The sequence below is a fragment of the Bacillus sp. JZ34 genome (assembly GCF_053903205.1).
Genome location: NZ_CP096403.1, coordinates 2,475,297 through 2,493,097, shown reverse-complemented (window position 1 = coordinate 2,493,097; position 17,801 = coordinate 2,475,297). Strand labels below are relative to the sequence as shown.

Sequence of the window (17,801 nt, the reverse complement as noted above, 5' to 3'; positions counted from 1 at the left end):
AATTTGAATCTGATCTGTCAGACGGAGGGAAAACATGTCGATAAAAGCTGACAATCAACGGTTATGTTTAAAAGTGATTGATCGGATAAAAGATGATATTCAAAATGGGGTCTTTTGCGAGAATGAACGGCTCCCGTCTGAGTTTGAGCTGTCAAAGATGCTTGGTGTGAGCAGAACGGCTTTGCGTGAAGCGCTTAGAATGCTGGAAGAAGAAAACGTCATCATCAGAAGGCACGGGGTCGGATGCTTTGTAAATGCCAGACCGTTATTTCTATCTGGTATTGAGCAGCTGAACAGCGTCACAAAAATGATCGAGCAGGCAAGCATGACGCCGGGAACCATTTTTATGTCTTCACAGGTTACCGCTCCTACCGAAGAAGATATGCTCCGGTTTCAATATGCGGAAGAAACCGAGATCTTTTTGCTTGAGCGGGTGAGAACGGCAAATGGAATGCCTGTTGTCTACTGTCTTGATAAAATACCTGTGGATATCCTCCCGGAAGGCTTTTCACACGAGCAGGAATCGATGTTTGAATGGCTTGAGGACAAATCCGGCGCCGTGATCAGCTATGCTGTTGCCGATATTGTGCCGATCGGGTATCACGACACCATTTCTCAAATTCTCGAATGCGATCCTGAAACATCTTTGCTGCTGCTCAAACAGACTCATTATGACCAAAACGATAAGCCCGTTTTATATTCTTTAAACTATTTTCGGGCCGATAAATTCAGATTTCACGTCGTCAGAAAACGTTTTTGATATACGGGCGCTCGATTAGGAGCGGCTGTTTTTTTTTTGCCCATTAGCGCCCATACATAAATAAGCCCGCAACACGGAACAATAACAGATGGAAATACTGATGAATTGGGTGAAAAAAAGTTGAGCAGAAAAAAAGACATGAAAAGCATTGTTGCGCTGTCTTCGGTCCCGCTTGTGATGACGCTAGGCAATTCGATGTTGATTCCGGTTTTGCCGATGATCGAAAAAAAATTAAACATTTCTTCGTTCCAAGTGTCGCTGATCATCACGGTTTACTCTATCGTGGCGATTTTATGCATCCCGATTACCGGCTATATGTCAGACCGGTTCGGAAGAAAAAAGATCATGCTCCCATGTCTTGTAATCGCGGGAGCTGGAGGAGCTTTGGCAGGTTTGGCTTCAACTTTTTTCGAAGATCCGTTTGCGATGATTTTAGCCGGGCGCGTCCTTCAAGGTATCGGATCAGCCGGCGCAGCGCCGATCGTCATGCCGTTTATCGGCGATCTTTTTCAAAATGATGAAGAAATCAGCGCGGGACTCGGAGATATAGAGACGGCCAATACTGCCGGTAAAGTATTAAGCCCGATATTAGGGGCTTTTTTAGCATCTTGGGTTTGGTACATGCCATTTTGGTTTATTCCGGTCGTGTCTCTTGCCAGCTTTTTTCTCGTCTTGTTCTTTGTTCCCAAACCGAAGGACAAAGATGATGAAAAGCAAACATTAAAAAACTTCGCAAAAAACGTAAAGGAGATATTTAAACGGGAAGGACGATGGCTTGTTTCCATTTTTGTCATCGGCGGGATCATTATGTTTCTTTTATTCGGAGTTCTCTTCTACCTGTCGGATACATTGGAGAAGCAGCATCAAATTGACGGGATTGCAAAAGGAGCGCTTCTCAGCATTCCGCTGCTTTTCCTTTCCGTCAGCTCCTACCTTGCCGGAAAGCTGATCGGAAACGACAAAATCAGAATGAAGGCCTGCGTACTGACCGGCATGGTCCTGCTGTCTCTGTCGTTTGCCGGTTTGTGGTGGAACCACAGCTTTTACCCGCTGTTTTTATTTATGTCCATCGGCGGCATCGGGATCGGAATTGCACTCCCTTCTTTGGATGCGCTGATTACCGAGGGAATTGAAAAAGAAGAACGCGGCACGATATCTTCGTTTTACAACAGTATGCGGTTTATCGGGGTTGCGCTCGGACCGCCGGTTTTCGCCTATATGATGACAAATGCGGATTGGCTGATATTCATCGTATCGCTTTTGTGCGGTTTAGCCGCCTTAGCGCTTGTGCTGTTTAATATCGACCCGAAAGAAGACGAAAGTGAAGCGGCAAAGACGGTGTAAATCTGCACCGTCTTTTTCATAAGGTTTTTAGTTTCCTTAAATCTCCTCCAGTTGATATAATTACAACCATACAGTCCAAGCGCATATGCTGAAATGTGGTCATAATACATAATATAAACAAGGACGAAGGAGGTTCTATATGACATACCTTAACGAAATAAAAAGAAAGCACCGCGGATTGACAAGCCACATCGTCAAAACGGAAAAATTCAAAACCGTCTCGATTATTTTTAAAATGCTTGCTCCTTTAACAAAGGAAGATGTGACAGAGAGGGCGCTTTTTCCGCATGTGCTTTTGCGGGGAACGGGCACCCGCCCCAAAACTTCAGAACTCAGAATGTATCTTGATGAACTTTACGGCACTTCCGTATCATGCGATCTCTCCAAAAAAGGGGAAATGCATGTTATTACATTCAGGCTCGATATCGCAAACGAAAAATTTTTAAAGGATCAGACACCGCTTCTGGAAAAAGGGCTCGAGCTTTTGTCAGAGATCATTTTTTCGCCGGCGCTTGAAGACGGAGCTTTTCTGCCGCTGTACGTGTCTCAGGAAAAACGCACACTAAAGCAAAGAATACAGGCGGTATATAACGACAAAATGCGTTATTCAAATTTGAGGCTGATTCAGGTGATGTGCAAAGATGAGCCATACGCGCTTCACGTCAACGGAGAGCTTGATGATGTGGACGGCATCACGCCTCAAAGCCTGTATGAAGCTTATCAAAAAGCGGTCACAGAAGACCAGCTCGACATTTACGTCGTTGGGGATGTGGATGAACAGCAGGTGGATTCGTACATTTCCAAATACTTCGAAGTAAACGAGCGGGAGCTGAGACCCGTTCCCAAGCTTGAGCAAATCCGCGCAAAGGAGCCTCAGGAAGTCGTCGAGGATGCGGATGTCAAGCAAGGCAAGCTGAACATGGGATTTCGGACGGGAACGCATTTTACGGATGATGATTATCCGGCGCTTCAGCTGTTTAACGGTTTGTTTGGCGGATTTTCACATTCAAAGCTGTTTATTAATGTCAGGGAAAAGGCCAGCCTTGCGTATTATGCGGCTTCCAGAATCGAAAGCTTTAAAGGGCTGATGATGGTGATGTCGGGGATTGAAGTCGGCAATTATCAAAAAGCCGTCGACATCATCAAGGAGCAGTTCCAGGAAATGAAAAAAGGCAGCTTTACAGAAGAAGCGATCGACCAGACGAAAGCGGTCATTAAAAACCAGATTCTTGAAACGCTTGATACACCGTACGGCTTAGTCGAATTTATTTATCAGCAGGCTGCCGCCCAAACCGAATTTTCTCTTGAAGACTGGCTTGGACGAATCGACAACGTCAGAAAAGCCGAGATTATCGAAGTCGGGAAGAAAATCGATTTGGATACAACGTACTTTCTCAAAGGGACGGAGGGAGCATCTTGACGAAAACGATCGAATTTAAACAGCTGAAGGAATCATTATATTACGAAAAAATGCCTGGCGGCCTCGATGTCTATGTTCTTCCGAAAGAAGGATTTAACAAGACATATGCGGTCTTTACAACAAAATACGGATCGATTGACAATCAATTTGTCCCGCTCGGAAAAGAAGAAATGGTCCGTGTGCCTGACGGAATCGCACACTTTTTGGAGCATAAGCTCTTCGAAAAAGAAGACGGCGATGTTTTTCAGCAATTCAGCAGGCAGGGAGCTTCGGCAAATGCGTTTACCTCCTTTACCAGAACGGCCTACCTGTTTTCGAGCACGTCCAACGTGGAAGAAAACTTGGAAACGCTCGTCGATTTTGTGCAGGACCCTTACTTTACGGAAAAAACGGTTGAGAAGGAAAAAGGCATCATCGGGCAGGAAATCAACATGTATGACGACAACCCAGACTGGCGTCTGTTTTTCGGCTTGATCGAAAACATGTACCAGGAGCATCCTGTCCGGATTGATATCGCAGGCACGATCGAAAGCATCTCGCATATTACAAAAGACCTTTTGTACGAATGCTATGAGACGTTCTATCACCCGAGCAATATGCTGCTGTTTGTCGTTGGTCCGGTCGATCCCGAAGCGATCATCCGCCAGGTCCGCGAAAATCAGCAGAAAAAGCCGTATACAGACCAGCCTGAAATCGTTCGCAAAGAAGTTGAAGAGCCTGGAGCCGTATTCAAAAAAGAACAGGAAATTAAAATGAATGTTCAAAGCTCAAAGTGCCTCGTCGGTTTAAAAAGCGCTCATCCGATGAATACGGGAGAAGCCCTGCTGAAGCATGAGCTGACCATCAACCTCATTCTCGAGTGCCTGTTCGGCAAAAGCTCCAGCGATTATGAAAGAATTTATGAAAAAGGATATATCGATGAGACATTCAGCTATGACTATACTGAAGAACACGGATTTGGTTTCGTTTCTGTCGGCGGCGATACGCCTGAGCCCGACAAGCTTGCCGAGGAGCTGAAACAAGTGCTGTTCAAGGCGAAAGAAACGATCACAGCCGAAAAGCTGGAGCTGGCTAGAAAGAAAAAAATCGGCAATTTCTTAAAATCGATGAATTCGCCTGAGTATATCGCCAACCAGTTTACACGGTACGCTTTTCTGGAGACGAGTCTGTTTGATATCGTCACTGTACTCGAATCGATTACGCTTGAGGACGTTCACCGCGTCATTCAGGAAGAAATCGAAGAAGACAGAATCACCGTCTGCAAAGTCGTTCCAAAATCATAAAGCAAGGTCTGAAAGTTCAGCGTGTCAGGAGATTTTCCGATGCACGCTGAACCTTTCTTCTTTTGAACGGAAAGGTGGAAACATAGTATGACAAAACTCGCTCTTATCACCGGTGCAAGCGGCGGAATCGGGCAAAGCATCAGCGAAAAGCTGGCGCAAAACGGGTATGATCTTCTCCTCCATTACCATACAAATGAGCTGGCAGCCGCAGCACTTGCAGAAAGGCTGTCACATACATACGGCATTCACGCCGAAATCATTCACGGCGACCTATCCGACCCCGGCGGCGCAAAAGCCGTTTCCGCTTCCATCGGCGGGCGGGCGCTTGACGGCATCGTCTTAAACAGCGGTCAAAGCTTTCGCGGGCTTGTGACAGACATGACTGATGAGGCTGTGCAGGACATGGTGCAGCTCCATGTCTCAAGCCCGTTTCTGTTGACGAGGAATCTGCTGCCGGCGATGATCAGGAAAAAATCCGGCGCAATTGTAGCTGTCAGCTCCATTTGGGGTGAAACAGGGGCGTCGTGCGAAGTTTTATACAGCATGACAAAAGGCGCGCAAAATGTGTTTGTCAAAGCCCTCGCAAAAGAGCTTGCGCCAAGCGGCATCAGAGTCAACGCCGTTTCTCCGGGCGCTGTGAAAACAAGGATGATGGGCTCGTTTTCAAAAGAGGAAGAAGAGATGATCGCCGATGAGATTCCGATGGGAAGGCTCGCCGAAGCCGAAGAGGTTGCGGACGCCGTGCTGTTTCTGCTCTCGGCTAAGGCATCTTATATCACGGGTCAAATTTTGTCAGTTAATGGCGGCTGGCATTGTTAAAAACATGTATAGTTTGCGGTCCCCCAGAGAATAATAAGGCTGTAACTTCAAGAGAATGGAGGGGCCTGATATGTCCGTACTGGATAATTGGGATCAGTGGAAAAACTTTTTGGGCGACCGTTTGAACTATGCCCAAGAAAGAGGAATGTCAAACGAAACCATCTCAGATCTCGCATATGAGATCGGCGATTATTTGGCCGGTGAGGTTGATTCAAAAAACCATCAAGAACGAGTGCTCGCGGACCTTTGGAGCGTGGCTTCCGAAGAAGAGCAGCGCGCCATTGCGAATGTGATGGTTAAGCTTGTTGAAAACAACGGCTCGCATTAAGGAGAGAGTGTGTTCACTCTCTCTTTTTTATAGGCGCGGCTTTGTCAGCGGCACCGCTTTTGTTGTTTGCTTTCCGCCCCGATAGGGTAAACATCATCCAGGCGCCGTTACAGCGGGTTTTTCCCGATTATGGGAAACGGACGTTTTTCTTATTTAATCACAACATTCTGCTTTCTAATTGAGACAAAATGCTTTATGATAAAGGAAGGTAAATTTTTGCCACGATGATGGGTAGGGAGGTTATCATTTGGCAAAGCTCGAATGGTACTTAGAATATGAAATACAAGTCAACCGTCCCGGACTTCTGGGAGATATATCCTCTTTATTGGGGATGCTTTCAATTAATATTGTGACCATTAACGGCGTCGATACTCAAAGAAGAGGCCTCTTGTTAAAATGCCGTCATATAGATCAGATTAAGCGACTGGAATCGATTCTGAACACGATGGATACGATTAAAGTGACGAAGCTCCGCGAGCCGAAGCTTCGCGACCGTCTCGCTGTAAGGCACGGCCGCTATATCCAGCGGGATGCAGACGATAAAAAAACGTTCCGGTTTGAACGCGACGAGCTTGGCTTGCTTGTCGATTTTATGGCTGAGCTGTTTAAAAAAGACGGGCACAAGCTGATCGGGATCAGGGGAATGCCCCGCGTCGGCAAGACGGAATCAATTGTCGCTTCAAGCGTCTGTGCAAGCAAAAGGTGGCTTTTTGTTTCTTCGACACTGCTGAAGCAAACGATCAGAAGCCAGCTGATTGCCGATGAGTACAGTCCGGAGAATGTTTTCATTTTGGACGGCATTGTGTCGACGAGAAGAGGATCTGAACGCCATTTGCAGCTCGTCAGTGAGATCATGCGGCTGCCGGCGACCAAAGTTGTCGAGCATCCGGACATTTTCGTGCAAAATACGGAATATACGATGGACGATTTTGATTACATCATCGAATTGCGTAACAGCCCCGATGAGGTGATTACATATGAACATGCTGAAGAACCGCAGATGTTTGACCATTCAGGTTTTTCCGGCTTTGATTTTTAAAATGGAAGGTGTTTGTTGTGACTGAACTAGGAAATCGGCTGAAAGAAGCCAGAGAGGAAAAAGGGATGTCATTGGACGATCTTCAGGCGGCCACAAAGATCCAGAAAAGGTATTTAACGGCCCTTGAAGAAGGAAACTATGATATCATTCCGGGAAAATTTTATGTGCGGGCTTTTATCAAGCAGTACGCCGAAGCTGTCGGCCTCGACTCGGAGCTCTTGTTTGAAGAGTTTAAAAAAGATATCCCTAATTCTTACAATGATGAGGTTTCTGAGAAGCTTTCTTCAATCAAGCCGCAGAGAGAGCTGCCCAAGTCTGCCTCAAAAGCGCTTGAACTTTTGCCTACCCTGCTTGTGGCAGCCGGCGTTATCGTTGTGATCGCGATCATTTACGTCATCGTTCAGGCTGTAAACGGCGGAGGCAACCAGCAGGCTGAAGAGCCTAAGACAGAGGAATCGCAAAGCAAGTATGACGTCTCAAAAGATTCCCCGCTGACAAAGGGAAATCAACAGAACACGGATGCGCAGAAAGACAGCGCTGAAGGCGACAAAGAAAAAAAGGATCAGCAGTCTGATGAGAACGACAAGCTGACCATGAAAGCGACCGCAAGCGAAGGCTCTTCCACAACTTATGAAGTATCAGGATCCGACAAGCTGGAGCTTGAAGTAAAGGCAAACGCAAACTCATGGGTCAGGGTGCGCGACGAGAAAGGAAGCTCCCTTAAAGAAGGAATGATGAAAAAAGGAGAAACCTTTCAAAAGAATATTACCGATCAATCGCAAATTGATTTGCGGATCGGATATGCGCCGGGCGTTGAAATTAAAATCAACGGAGAAGTTCTTTCTTACAAGCTCGATCCTAAGACTGTGATGACACAAAACATAACGATTCAAAATAAAAAGGAGGAAAAGTCATCTTAATTGCACAGATGACTTTTTCTTGCGTTCATCATCATTAGGAAAACATACATATCTGGAGGAACCTTTATGTTTAATCTACCGAATAAAATCACGCTTTCTAGAATCGCATTAATTCCTGTTTTTATGGTCATCATGCTTGTGCCGTTTCAGTGGGGGGCTGTCTCCTTCGGCAGCGAGTCGATTCCGGTCACCCATTTGATCGGCGCACTGTTGTTTATTTTTGCTTCTGTCACCGATTGGGTTGACGGCTATTACGCGAGAAAGCTGAACCTTGTAACAAACTTTGGAAAATTTCTTGACCCGCTTGCAGACAAGCTGCTCGTGTCTTCCGCTTTAATTATTCTGGTGCATTACCATCTTGCTCCGGCCTGGATGGCCATTGTCATTATCAGCCGGGAATTTGCCGTAACGGGACTGCGGCTCGTCCTTGCGGGAACAGGGGAAGTCGTCGCGGCCAACATGCTTGGAAAAGTGAAAACATGGGCTCAGATCATCGCCATCTCTGCTCTTTTGCTTCACAATCTTCCATTTGAGCTTGTATCCTTCCCGTTCGGATCGCTTGCTTTATGGGTGGCTGTCTTTTTCACAGTCGTATCAGGATGGGATTATTTCGCTAAAAACTGGGATGCTTTAAAAACATCGAACTAAACGTGGGGAAGTGGAAACAATGAAGTTGGAAAGAAAAGCGGAAATTATCGCTGTCGGTTCTGAGCTTCTGCTCGGACAAATCGCTAATACAAATGCTCAGTTTATCAGCAGGCATTTGGCCGAAATCGGCATTAACGTCTTTTATCACACGGCGGTGGGAGATAACCCGGAACGCCTTAAACAAGTCATTCAGACAGCTCAGAAAAGGTCTGACTTCATCATTTTTTCGGGAGGCCTCGGACCGACGAAAGACGATTTGACAAAAGAAACGATCGCTGAAGTTGTCGGGCGCCCTCTTAAGCTCGACGATGAAGCCTTCGAATCGATTCAGGATTACTTCAGAAAAACGAACCGGGAGATGTCGCCGAACAACCGCAAACAGGCGTTGATCCTCGAAGGATCCGATGTTCTGCCGAACCGCTTCGGGATGGCTCCGGGAATGCTGCTTGAGCATGAATCGCGCTTTTATATGCTCTTGCCGGGACCTCCGAAAGAGCTGGAGCCGATGTTTGAAAACGAAGCGAAGCCGCTGATTTTGGAAAAGCTCGGCTCGAAGGAAAAGATCGTGTCAAGGGTGCTGCGGTTCTTCGGCATCGGAGAATCCCAGCTTGAAACCGATTTGGAAGATCTCATCGATGCGCAGACTAATCCGACAATCGCCCCGCTTGCGGCCGACGGGGAAGTCACGCTCAGGCTCACGGCAAAGCATGCGGATCCGAAGGAGACAAACCGCTTGTTAAAAGAAACGGAAGACCTCATCCTGGAGCGGGTCGGAGAGTTCTTTTACGGGTATGATGATACATCTCTTGCAGAAGAGCTTGCGAAAGCATGCAGGAGCAAGGGAATGACCTTGGCCGCTGCGGAAAGCTTTACAGGCGGGCTTTTTTCCACCTGGCTGACGGAAATGAGCGGCGCTTCCGAATATTTCAAAGGCGGTGCCGTCTGCTACACAAACGAATTGAAAGTTTCAGCGGCCGGCGTTGCTGAAGACACGCTGCAGCGCTACGGTGCGGTCAGCGCGCAATGCGCAAAAGAACTCGCCGCAGGCATCAGAGTCAAAACAGGAAGCGATATCGGCATCAGCTTTACTGGAGTAGCCGGGCCGAATACGCAAGAAGGCCATCCGGCAGGAAAGGTGTTTATCGGCATCTCCGTGAAGGACCAGGCTGAAGAAGCGTTCGAATTTCAGTTCGCTGGATCCAGGTCTGCGGTGCGAAAGCGTTCTGCCAAATACGGCTGCCATCTGTTGCTGAAAATGATGGAAAAATAAGCGGAAACCGGATTTTCGGTATATCTTTCTTATGAAAAAAGTCATTCCATTTTAGGAGATCGATTTTTCCCTCTTAAAAAAATCGAATATGCGTTCGCTTTTTTCTTGGCAAATCCGCGCAAACAAGGTATAGTAGATATAGCGGAAGTGATAAAGGAGGAAAATAGAATGAGTGATCGTCAGGCAGCCTTAGATATGGCGCTTAAACAAATAGAAAAGCAGTTTGGTAAAGGTTCGATTATGAAACTCGGCGAACAAACTGAAACGAGAATTTCAACAGTTCCGAGCGGTTCTTTAGCGCTCGACACGGCTCTTGGAGTGGGCGGATACCCGCGCGGCCGGATTATTGAAGTATACGGGCCTGAAAGCTCCGGTAAAACGACGGTGGCGCTTCATGCGATTGCCGAAGTTCAGCAGCAGGGCGGACAGGCGGCGTTCATCGACGCCGAGCACGCGCTCGACCCCGTCTATGCACAAAAGCTGGGCGTCAACATTGATGAGCTTTTGCTGTCACAGCCTGATACGGGCGAGCAGGCGCTTGAAATCGCCGAAGCTCTTGTCAGAAGCGGAGCGGTGGATATCGTTGTCATCGACTCTGTGGCAGCGCTTGTGCCGAAAGCTGAAATCGAAGGAGATATGGGGGATTCCCACGTCGGTTTGCAGGCCAGACTGATGTCTCAAGCGCTTCGTAAGCTTTCCGGAGCGATCAATAAATCGAAGACCATCGCGATCTTTATTAACCAGATTCGTGAAAAAGTCGGCGTCATGTTTGGAAATCCTGAGACGACGCCAGGCGGAAGAGCGCTGAAATTCTACTCTTCTGTCCGCCTTGAAGTGCGCCGCGCAGAGCAGCTGAAACAAGGCAACGATGTCATGGGGAACAAGACGAAAATCAAAGTCGTGAAAAACAAAGTGGCCCCTCCATTCCGGACTGCCGAAGTGGACATTATGTACGGGGAAGGGATTTCAAAAGAAGGGGAAATCATCGATCTCGGAACAGAGCTTGACATCGTTCAGAAGAGCGGTGCATGGTACTCTTATCAGGAGGAACGTCTTGGACAAGGCCGTGAAAATGCCAAACAGTTCCTGAAAGAAAACAAGGACATCCTTTTGATGATTCAAGAGCAGATCCGGGAGCACTACGGTTTGGACACTGGAGGCGTTGCTCCTGCTCAGGAAGACGAGGCCCAAGCTCAAGAAGAACTCGAATTTTAATCATGAAACATGTGAAAGGCTGCCGGCCCGATCGGCAGCCTTTTCCTTTCATCTGCGCATTCAGACGCAGCTCCTTTGTCCATCACTTTCATCCGCGCCGTTTGGAAAAGGCGCTTAATCCGGAAACGTTAAGACCGTAAGCTTGACAAGTATTTCCCACACAATTACAATGAAATTGTATCACTTGTTTTTCTTAACATGATTGATAAACATTTAAACTTGACAAGGGCTGTGAAGCCGCTTCACTCCCTGTGAAGGTTCTGTATGTTGAGAAGAAGTACAATGTACATGCCGACACTTACTTTTAGCAAGACAAGTTCATAGCAAGAGGAGGTGAAAGTTATGAATCCTTTAGCAATTCTCATCTCCATTTTGCTGAGCCTATTCTGTTTAGTTGTTGGCTACTATGTTCGTAAAATCATTGCCGAAGCAAAAATTTCAGGTGCGCGAAATGCAGCCGAACAAATTCTTGGAGACGCAAAGCGGGATGCTGAAGCGTTGAAAAAAGAAGCCCTTCTTGAAGCAAAGGACGAGATTCATACGCTTCGGATAGAAGCTGAACAAGAAGTTCGTGAAAGACGAAATGAGCTTCAAAAACAAGAAAACCGTTTACTTCAAAAGGAAGAGAACCTTGACCGAAAAGATGAATCATTAGATAAACGGGAAGCGATGTTGGAGAAGAAAGATCATTCTCTGAATGAACGACAACAACATATTGAAGAGATGGAAAGCAAAGTGGATGAAATGATTCGTATGCAGCAGTCAGAGTTGGAGCGTATTTCAAGTCTGACGCGAGATGAAGCGAAGCAAATCATTCTGGAACGGGTTGAAAACGAGCTTTCCCATGACATCGCGATCATGACGAAAGAAAGTGAAAATCGAGCGAAAGAAGAGGCTGATAAAAAAGCGAAAAATATTCTTTCATTGGCTTTACAGCGCTGTGCGGCAGATCATGTGGCCGAGACGACGGTTTCAGTTGTCAACCTTCCAAATGATGAGATGAAAGGCCGCATTATCGGACGTGAAGGACGTAATATCCGTACATTGGAAACATTGACGGGGATCGATCTGATCATCGACGATACGCCGGAAGCCGTTATCCTTTCAGGATTTGATCCGATCAGGCGTGAAACAGCCAGGATCGCTCTTGATAAACTCGTTCAGGATGGCCGCATTCATCCTGCCAGAATCGAAGAAATGGTTGAGAAATCCCGCCGTGAAGTGGATGATTACATCCGCGAAATGGGTGAACAGACGACGTTTGAAGTTGGAGTTCACGGTCTTCATCCCGATTTAATCAAAATCCTCGGCCGCTTGAAGTTCAGAACGAGCTACGGACAGAATGTACTGAAACATTCAATGGAAGTGGCGTTTCTGACAGGCCTGATGGCTTCAGAGCTCGGGGAAGACGTGACGCTCGCAAAAAGGGCAGGACTTCTTCATGATATCGGGAAAGCGATTGACCATGAGGTGGAAGGAAGCCACGTTGAAATCGGTGTGGAACTGGCCACTAAGTATAAAGAGCATCCAGTTGTCATCAACAGTATCGCATCTCACCACGGAGATCAGGAGCCGACTTCCATCATCGCCGTGCTCGTGGCCGCAGCCGATGCGCTGTCCGCCGCAAGACCAGGCGCAAGAAGCGAAACGCTCGAAAACTATATTCGCAGGCTTGAAAAGCTGGAAGAAATCTCTGAATCGTACGAAGGTGTTGAAAAATCATTCGCGATACAAGCGGGACGAGAGGTGCGGATCATGGTCAAACCTGACTCAATCAACGATCTTGAAGCCCATCGTTTGGCGCGTGATATTCGAAAACGAATCGAGGACGAGCTTGACTACCCTGGACACATCAAGGTAACCGTGATCAGGGAAACGAGAGCCGTTGAATACGCAAAATAAAGTGGTGCGAATGCGCCACTTTATTTTTTTGTTTCCTTGTGTAACACTATGATTAAAACCTATTTTAAAAAAGAAAGGGTCAAATTATGAGAATTTTATTTATTGGAGATGTTGTCGGTTCGCCCGGCAGAGACATGATCAAAACCTATTTGCCGAAGCTGAAGCTGAAATATAAACCGAACGCCGTCATCGTCAACGGAGAAAACGCCGCACACGGAAAAGGCATTACCGAAAAAATATACCACCAGCTCATTCAAGCGGGAGCCGACGTTCTCACAATGGGAAACCACACATGGGATAAAAGGGAAATATTTGATTTTATTGATGATGCGCCGCAGATCGTCAGACCCGCCAATTTTCCCGAAGGCACGCCTGGAAAAGGCATCACATACATAAAAACAAACTGTTCGAAGGAACTGGCTGTGATCAATTTGCAAGGCCGCACATTTCTGCCTGCGATCGATTGCCCTTTTCGAAAAGCTGATGAATTAATAGAAGAAGCGTCAAAAAGAACACCGTTCATCTTTATCGATTTTCATGCCGAAGCGACAAGCGAAAAGCAGGCGATCGGCTGGTATACGGACGGCCGCGTGTCAGCAGTTGTCGGAACGCATACGCATGTTCAGACAGCTGACAACCGCATTCTTCCGAAAGGCACGGCATATATAACAGACGTAGGGATGACAGGGCCTTACGACGGGATTCTCGGCGTCGACCGCGAGACGATTATCAAGCGATTTAAAACGAGCCTGCCCGTTCGTTTTGAGATTGCCGAAGGCCGCACAACACTGAGCGGAGTTGTCATTGACATTGACGAACAGAGCAAGAAAGCCGTTAAAATTGACCGGATATTAATTAATGATGACCACATGTTTTTTGAATGACTGAACAGAAAATCATTTTAGAAAAATATTAAAAGGAAAGCAGGAATATCCCGGTCCTATAGTGAATATAGTAAAAATGGAAGGTACCCTGCTATTTTTGAAAAGCAATTAAAAGGGGATGGCTTTGAAAATAGCAACATCTAATAATGATTGTTCTAATGAACACTCACTTATCCATTGTAAACTTAAGGGGGAGCAGGAATGGAAATATTAAAGGTTTCAGCAAAATCAAATCCAAACTCGGTCGCAGGTGCGCTCGCAGGAGTCTTGAGGGAACGAGGAGCTGCAGAAATTCAAGCAATCGGAGCCGGAGCATTAAATCAGGCTGTTAAAGCGGTAGCGATTGCACGGGGATTTGTAGCACCGAGCGGTGTCGATCTGATTTGCATTCCGGCGTTTACGGACATTCAAATTGACGGTGAAGAACGAACAGCGATTAAGCTAATCGTAGAGCCTCGCTGATAGAAAAATCACTCTTTTTCAAATGCTTCAACCTGCTTACTTTCACGTAAGCGGGTTGTTTTTGGTTTAGCCGTTTTTGAAAAATGCAGCCGGGAGAGGATGAACGTGAAAATTTTTGATGCCCATTCTGATTTGCTGCTGAAGCTCTGGAAAAATCCGAAGCTTAATGAGTACAGTGACCCGTCGCTTCAAACGCCGGTTCAGGCTCTGTTAAACGGAAAGGCGAAAGTGCAGTGTCTGGCGATTTTTCTGCCCGAAACCGTACCCGACACAATAACGCTTGAAATGGCGCTCGTGCAGATCCGGCTGTTTCACGAAAAAATTGCAAAGTACAAGCGGATCAAACTGATCAAACATAAAGCCGATATCGACAAGCTCAAAAGCGATGAAACCGGCATCATTCTAACGATGGAAGGCTGTGAGCCGATCTCAAAAAACTTAAGGCTGTTTGACATCTTTTTTCAGCTCGGAGTCAGAAGTTTCGGCCTGACGTGGAACTGGGCCAATACGTTCGCAGACGGCGCTTTAGAAGAAAGAAACGCAGGTTTGACTTCTTACGGGGAAAGGCTGATTCGCAAGGCGAACAAAAACCGGGCATGGACCGATCTCTCCCATTTATCAGAGAAAAGCTTTTGGGGTGCGGTTGAAACGGCAGCGTATCCGATCGCCTCTCATTCGAATGCGCACAGCCTTTGCCCTCATCCGAGAAATTTAAAAGACGATCAAATCAAAGCGCTTATTGAAAAGAACGGCGTCATCGGTTTGACATTTGTCCCTGAATTCGTGAGAAACGGAAAAACGCCTGTGATCAAAGATATCCTCTCACATATTGACCATGTCTGCTCTTTGGGAGGCGAGCGGCATATCGGATTCGGATCTGATTTTGACGGCATCGACCGGGTCATTCCGGGTCTGGAAGCCCACAAAGATTACGGGAATCTGATCGAAGCTTTGCAGCGCTCATATACACCAAGTCAAGTCGACGGATTTCTCTTTCAAAATTTCTTCAGCCGCATCCCATTTTAAAAAAATATCATACATTTTTCAGAGGGTGTTCATCTGTTTTTATCAGGAGGACACAGGTGTTTACCAATATGAATTATCGTGCTACAATCCTTTTGTAAAGCGATTTTGCAAAGGGGGTCTGTTCATCTTGGACGGAAATATGAAGGCGCTTATCAAGAAGCCGGGGGAGCCAGGCGCCAGCTTCGAGCTCGTCCCGATACCGAAGATCGACAAACACGAGGTGCTGATCAAAGTCAAAGCCGCATCGATTTGCGGAACGGATGTCCATATTTATAATTGGGATGAATGGGCGAAAAGCAGGGTGAAACCGCCTTATGTGTTTGGCCACGAATTTTCCGGCGAGGTTGTACTAGTGGGGGAAAATGTGACTGCGGTACAAGAAGGGGAGTATGTTTCGGCAGAAACGCACATCGTTTGCGGAAAGTGCCTGCCGTGTTTGACCGGAAAAGAGCATGTCTGCAGAAAAACGCTGATTCTCGGTGTCGATACAGACGGCTGTTTTGCTGAATATGTCAAAGTGCCTGCCGCAAACATTTGGAAAAATCCGGACGGCATGCCTGAGGATCTCGCTTCTATTCAAGAACCGCTCGGAAACGCCGTGCATACGGTTCTGACGGGAATGACAGCTGGAGTGAAAGTCGCTGTCGTCGGCTGCGGACCGATCGGATTGATGGCCGTGGCAGTTGCAAAAGCGTCAGGCGCGTCACAAGTGATCGCCATCGATAAAAACGAATACAGGCTCGACCTTGCATTGCAAATGGGGGCAACCGATATCATCTCCGTTGAAAAAGAAGATCCGCTCAAAAATGTAAGCGCTTTAACAGGCGGTGAAGGGGCGGACTTGGTTTGCGAAATGTCAGGCCATCCGACGGCCATCCGCCAAAGTTTAAAAATGGCTGCGAACGGAGGGCGGGTGCATGTCTTAAGTCTGCCCGAGCATCCCGTATGCATCGACATGACAAATGATATCGTCTTTAAAGGATTGACGGTTCAGGGAATTACCGGCCGCAAAATGTTTGAAACGTGGAGGCAGGTCAGCGGTCTTCTCCAGTCCGGTACGATTCAAATCAAGCCTGTCATCACCCACCGTTTCCCGATGGAAGAGTTTGAAAAAGGCTTTGAACTGATGAGAAAAGGGCAATGCGGAAAAGTCGTATTGATACCGTGAAGGGAGAGATGGATATGAAAGAATTTAATTTTTTAGCTTCCGAGCTTGATACAATGAAAGAAAACGGAACTTTTCAGGAACTGCCGATCATCGAATCGCTGCAAGGATCAACTGTCAAAATGAAGGGAAAAGACATCATTCAGCTTTCATCCAATAACTATCTCGGGTTGACGTCACATCCGCGCCTCCAAAAAGCGGCCGAAGAGGCGGTAAAACGGTACGGAGCTGGAACAGGATCGGTCCGGACAATAGCCGGAACATTCACCATGCATGATGAGCTCGAAAAGAAGCTCGCTTCATTTAAAAATACTGAAGCTGCGCTCGTATTCCAGTCCGGTTTCACCGCAAATCAAGGCATTCTTTCAAGCATTCTTACCAAAGATGATATCGTCATCTCAGACGAATTAAACCATGCTTCCATCATTGACGGCATCAGACTTACCAAAGCGGGCAAAAAAGTATATCAGCATGCGGACATGGAAGATTTAGAAAAGATTTTAAAAAAATCAATGAATTACAGAATGCGGCTTATCGTTACAGACGGCGTGTTTTCGATGGACGGAGACATCGCACCGCTTCCCGAAATCGTCCGGCTCGCTGAACAGTATGACGCATTTGTCATGGTCGACGACGCGCATGCGTCCGGCGTTCTCGGCGAGAACGGGCGCGGAACGGTTCACCATTTCGGGCTGGACGGGAAGGTTCACATTCAAGTCGGCACGCTCAGCAAGGCGATCGGTGTTTTAGGAGGCTATGCGGCCGGTTCCAAGGTGCTGATCGACTATTTAAAGCATAAAGGCAGACCGTTTCTCTTCAGTACTTCCCATCCGCCGGCCGTCACTGCGGCATGCATTGAAGCGGTCAATGTGCTGATGGAGGAACCTTCATTAATTAAAAAGCTTTGGGACAATACTTCGTACTTCAAAAAAGAGCTTGAAAAAATCGGCCTTCCGCTGATTAAGAGCGAAACGCCGATCACGCCGATTTTAATAGGTGATGAAGCCGAGGCATGCCGCTTTTCAAGCACGCTTTTCGAGCTCGGTTTATTTGCCCAGGCCATTGTATTTCCGACCGTCCCGAAAGGCAAAGCGCGGATCAGAACGATCATGACCGCCCAGCATTCGAAAGAAGAACTTGATAAAGCCCTTGAAATCATTGAAACCGGCGCCAAAAAAGCGGGTCTGCTTTAAACTCGTCGATTTCTTTTTAAACAAAGCAAATAACCATTGATAATCATTTTCAGTTAGTGTACAATGATAGGTTCTGGGTTGTGCTGACAACCGAGAACCTTTATACTGAAGAGTGGAGCTTTG

Annotated in this window: 17 protein-coding genes; all 17 read left to right on the top strand. The window is 46.9% G+C overall.

Annotated features, from left to right (window positions below; all coding sequences use genetic code 11):
• Positions 1-34 precede the first annotated feature (34 nt).
• Positions 35-760 carry a GntR family transcriptional regulator gene (locus M1D90_RS12560; protein ID WP_020451447.1) on the top strand — a complete coding sequence of 242 codons (726 nt, stop codon included), beginning with the start codon at positions 35-37 and terminating at the stop codon, positions 758-760.
• Positions 761-898: 138 nt separating this feature from the next.
• Positions 899-2,104: an MFS transporter gene (locus tag M1D90_RS12555; RefSeq protein WP_149208610.1), complete on the top strand. Its 1,206-nt coding sequence runs from the start codon at positions 899-901 to the stop codon at positions 2,102-2,104.
• Between the two features lie 139 nt (positions 2,105-2,243).
• Positions 2,244-3,524: an EF-P 5-aminopentanol modification-associated protein YfmF gene (gene yfmF / locus M1D90_RS12550; RefSeq protein ID WP_020451449.1), complete on the top strand. Its 1,281-nt coding sequence runs from the start codon at positions 2,244-2,246 to the stop codon at positions 3,522-3,524.
• Positions 3,521-4,807: an EF-P 5-aminopentanol modification-associated protein YfmH gene (gene yfmH / locus M1D90_RS12545; RefSeq protein ID WP_020451450.1), complete on the top strand. Its 1,287-nt coding sequence runs from the start codon at positions 3,521-3,523 to the stop codon at positions 4,805-4,807. The genes yfmF and yfmH overlap by 4 nt, the downstream gene beginning before the upstream one ends.
• 87 nt (positions 4,808-4,894) lie before the next feature.
• Positions 4,895-5,626, top strand: a complete 732-nt coding sequence (gene ymfI, locus M1D90_RS12540) for an elongation factor P 5-aminopentanone reductase (RefSeq protein WP_035338737.1) — start codon at positions 4,895-4,897, stop codon at positions 5,624-5,626.
• A 70-nt stretch (positions 5,627-5,696) separates the two neighbouring features.
• The gene (locus M1D90_RS12535) at positions 5,697-5,954 is read left to right on the top strand and encodes a DUF3243 domain-containing protein (RefSeq protein ID WP_020451452.1); all 258 of its coding nucleotides are present in this window, start codon (positions 5,697-5,699) and stop codon (positions 5,952-5,954) included.
• A gap of 247 nt (positions 5,955-6,201) precedes the next feature.
• A complete protein-coding gene (locus tag M1D90_RS12530; protein ID WP_003181917.1) occupies positions 6,202-6,993 on the top strand; it encodes a YmfK family protein in 792 nt (263 codons plus the stop codon).
• Between the two features lie 17 nt (positions 6,994-7,010).
• Positions 7,011-7,913, top strand: a complete 903-nt coding sequence (locus M1D90_RS12525) for a helix-turn-helix domain-containing protein (RefSeq protein ID WP_020451454.1) — start codon at positions 7,011-7,013, stop codon at positions 7,911-7,913.
• Between the two features lie 66 nt (positions 7,914-7,979).
• On the top strand, positions 7,980-8,561 hold the full coding sequence (pgsA, locus tag M1D90_RS12520) for a CDP-diacylglycerol--glycerol-3-phosphate 3-phosphatidyltransferase (RefSeq protein WP_003181921.1): 582 nt from the start codon (positions 7,980-7,982) through the stop codon (positions 8,559-8,561).
• Between the two features lie 19 nt (positions 8,562-8,580).
• Complete coding sequence (locus M1D90_RS12515; RefSeq protein WP_020451455.1) at positions 8,581-9,831, top strand: competence/damage-inducible protein A; 1,251 nt, start codon at positions 8,581-8,583, stop codon at positions 9,829-9,831.
• A 168-nt stretch (positions 9,832-9,999) separates the two neighbouring features.
• Positions 10,000-11,046: a recombinase RecA gene (recA, locus tag M1D90_RS12510; RefSeq protein ID WP_020451456.1), complete on the top strand. Its 1,047-nt coding sequence runs from the start codon at positions 10,000-10,002 to the stop codon at positions 11,044-11,046.
• Between the two features lie 342 nt (positions 11,047-11,388).
• Positions 11,389-12,948, top strand: coding sequence for a ribonuclease Y (rny, locus tag M1D90_RS12505; RefSeq protein ID WP_020451457.1), 1,560 nt, complete (start codon positions 11,389-11,391; stop codon positions 12,946-12,948).
• Between the two features lie 86 nt (positions 12,949-13,034).
• Entirely contained in the window at positions 13,035-13,832 is a 798-nt protein-coding gene (locus tag M1D90_RS12500) for a TIGR00282 family metallophosphoesterase (RefSeq protein WP_256163804.1), read from the top strand.
• Between the two features lie 201 nt (positions 13,833-14,033).
• On the top strand, positions 14,034-14,294 hold the full coding sequence (gene spoVS / locus M1D90_RS12495; protein ID WP_003181955.1) for a stage V sporulation protein SpoVS: 261 nt from the start codon (positions 14,034-14,036) through the stop codon (positions 14,292-14,294).
• Between the two features lie 105 nt (positions 14,295-14,399).
• On the top strand, positions 14,400-15,320 hold the full coding sequence (locus tag M1D90_RS12490; RefSeq protein ID WP_256163805.1) for a dipeptidase: 921 nt from the start codon (positions 14,400-14,402) through the stop codon (positions 15,318-15,320).
• Between the two features lie 124 nt (positions 15,321-15,444).
• The gene (gene tdh / locus M1D90_RS12485; RefSeq protein WP_095290538.1) at positions 15,445-16,488 is read left to right on the top strand and encodes an L-threonine 3-dehydrogenase; all 1,044 of its coding nucleotides are present in this window, start codon (positions 15,445-15,447) and stop codon (positions 16,486-16,488) included.
• Positions 16,489-16,502: 14 nt separating this feature from the next.
• Complete coding sequence (locus tag M1D90_RS12480) at positions 16,503-17,678, top strand: glycine C-acetyltransferase (RefSeq protein ID WP_020451461.1); 1,176 nt, start codon at positions 16,503-16,505, stop codon at positions 17,676-17,678.
• Positions 17,679-17,801: the final 123 nt, after the last annotated feature.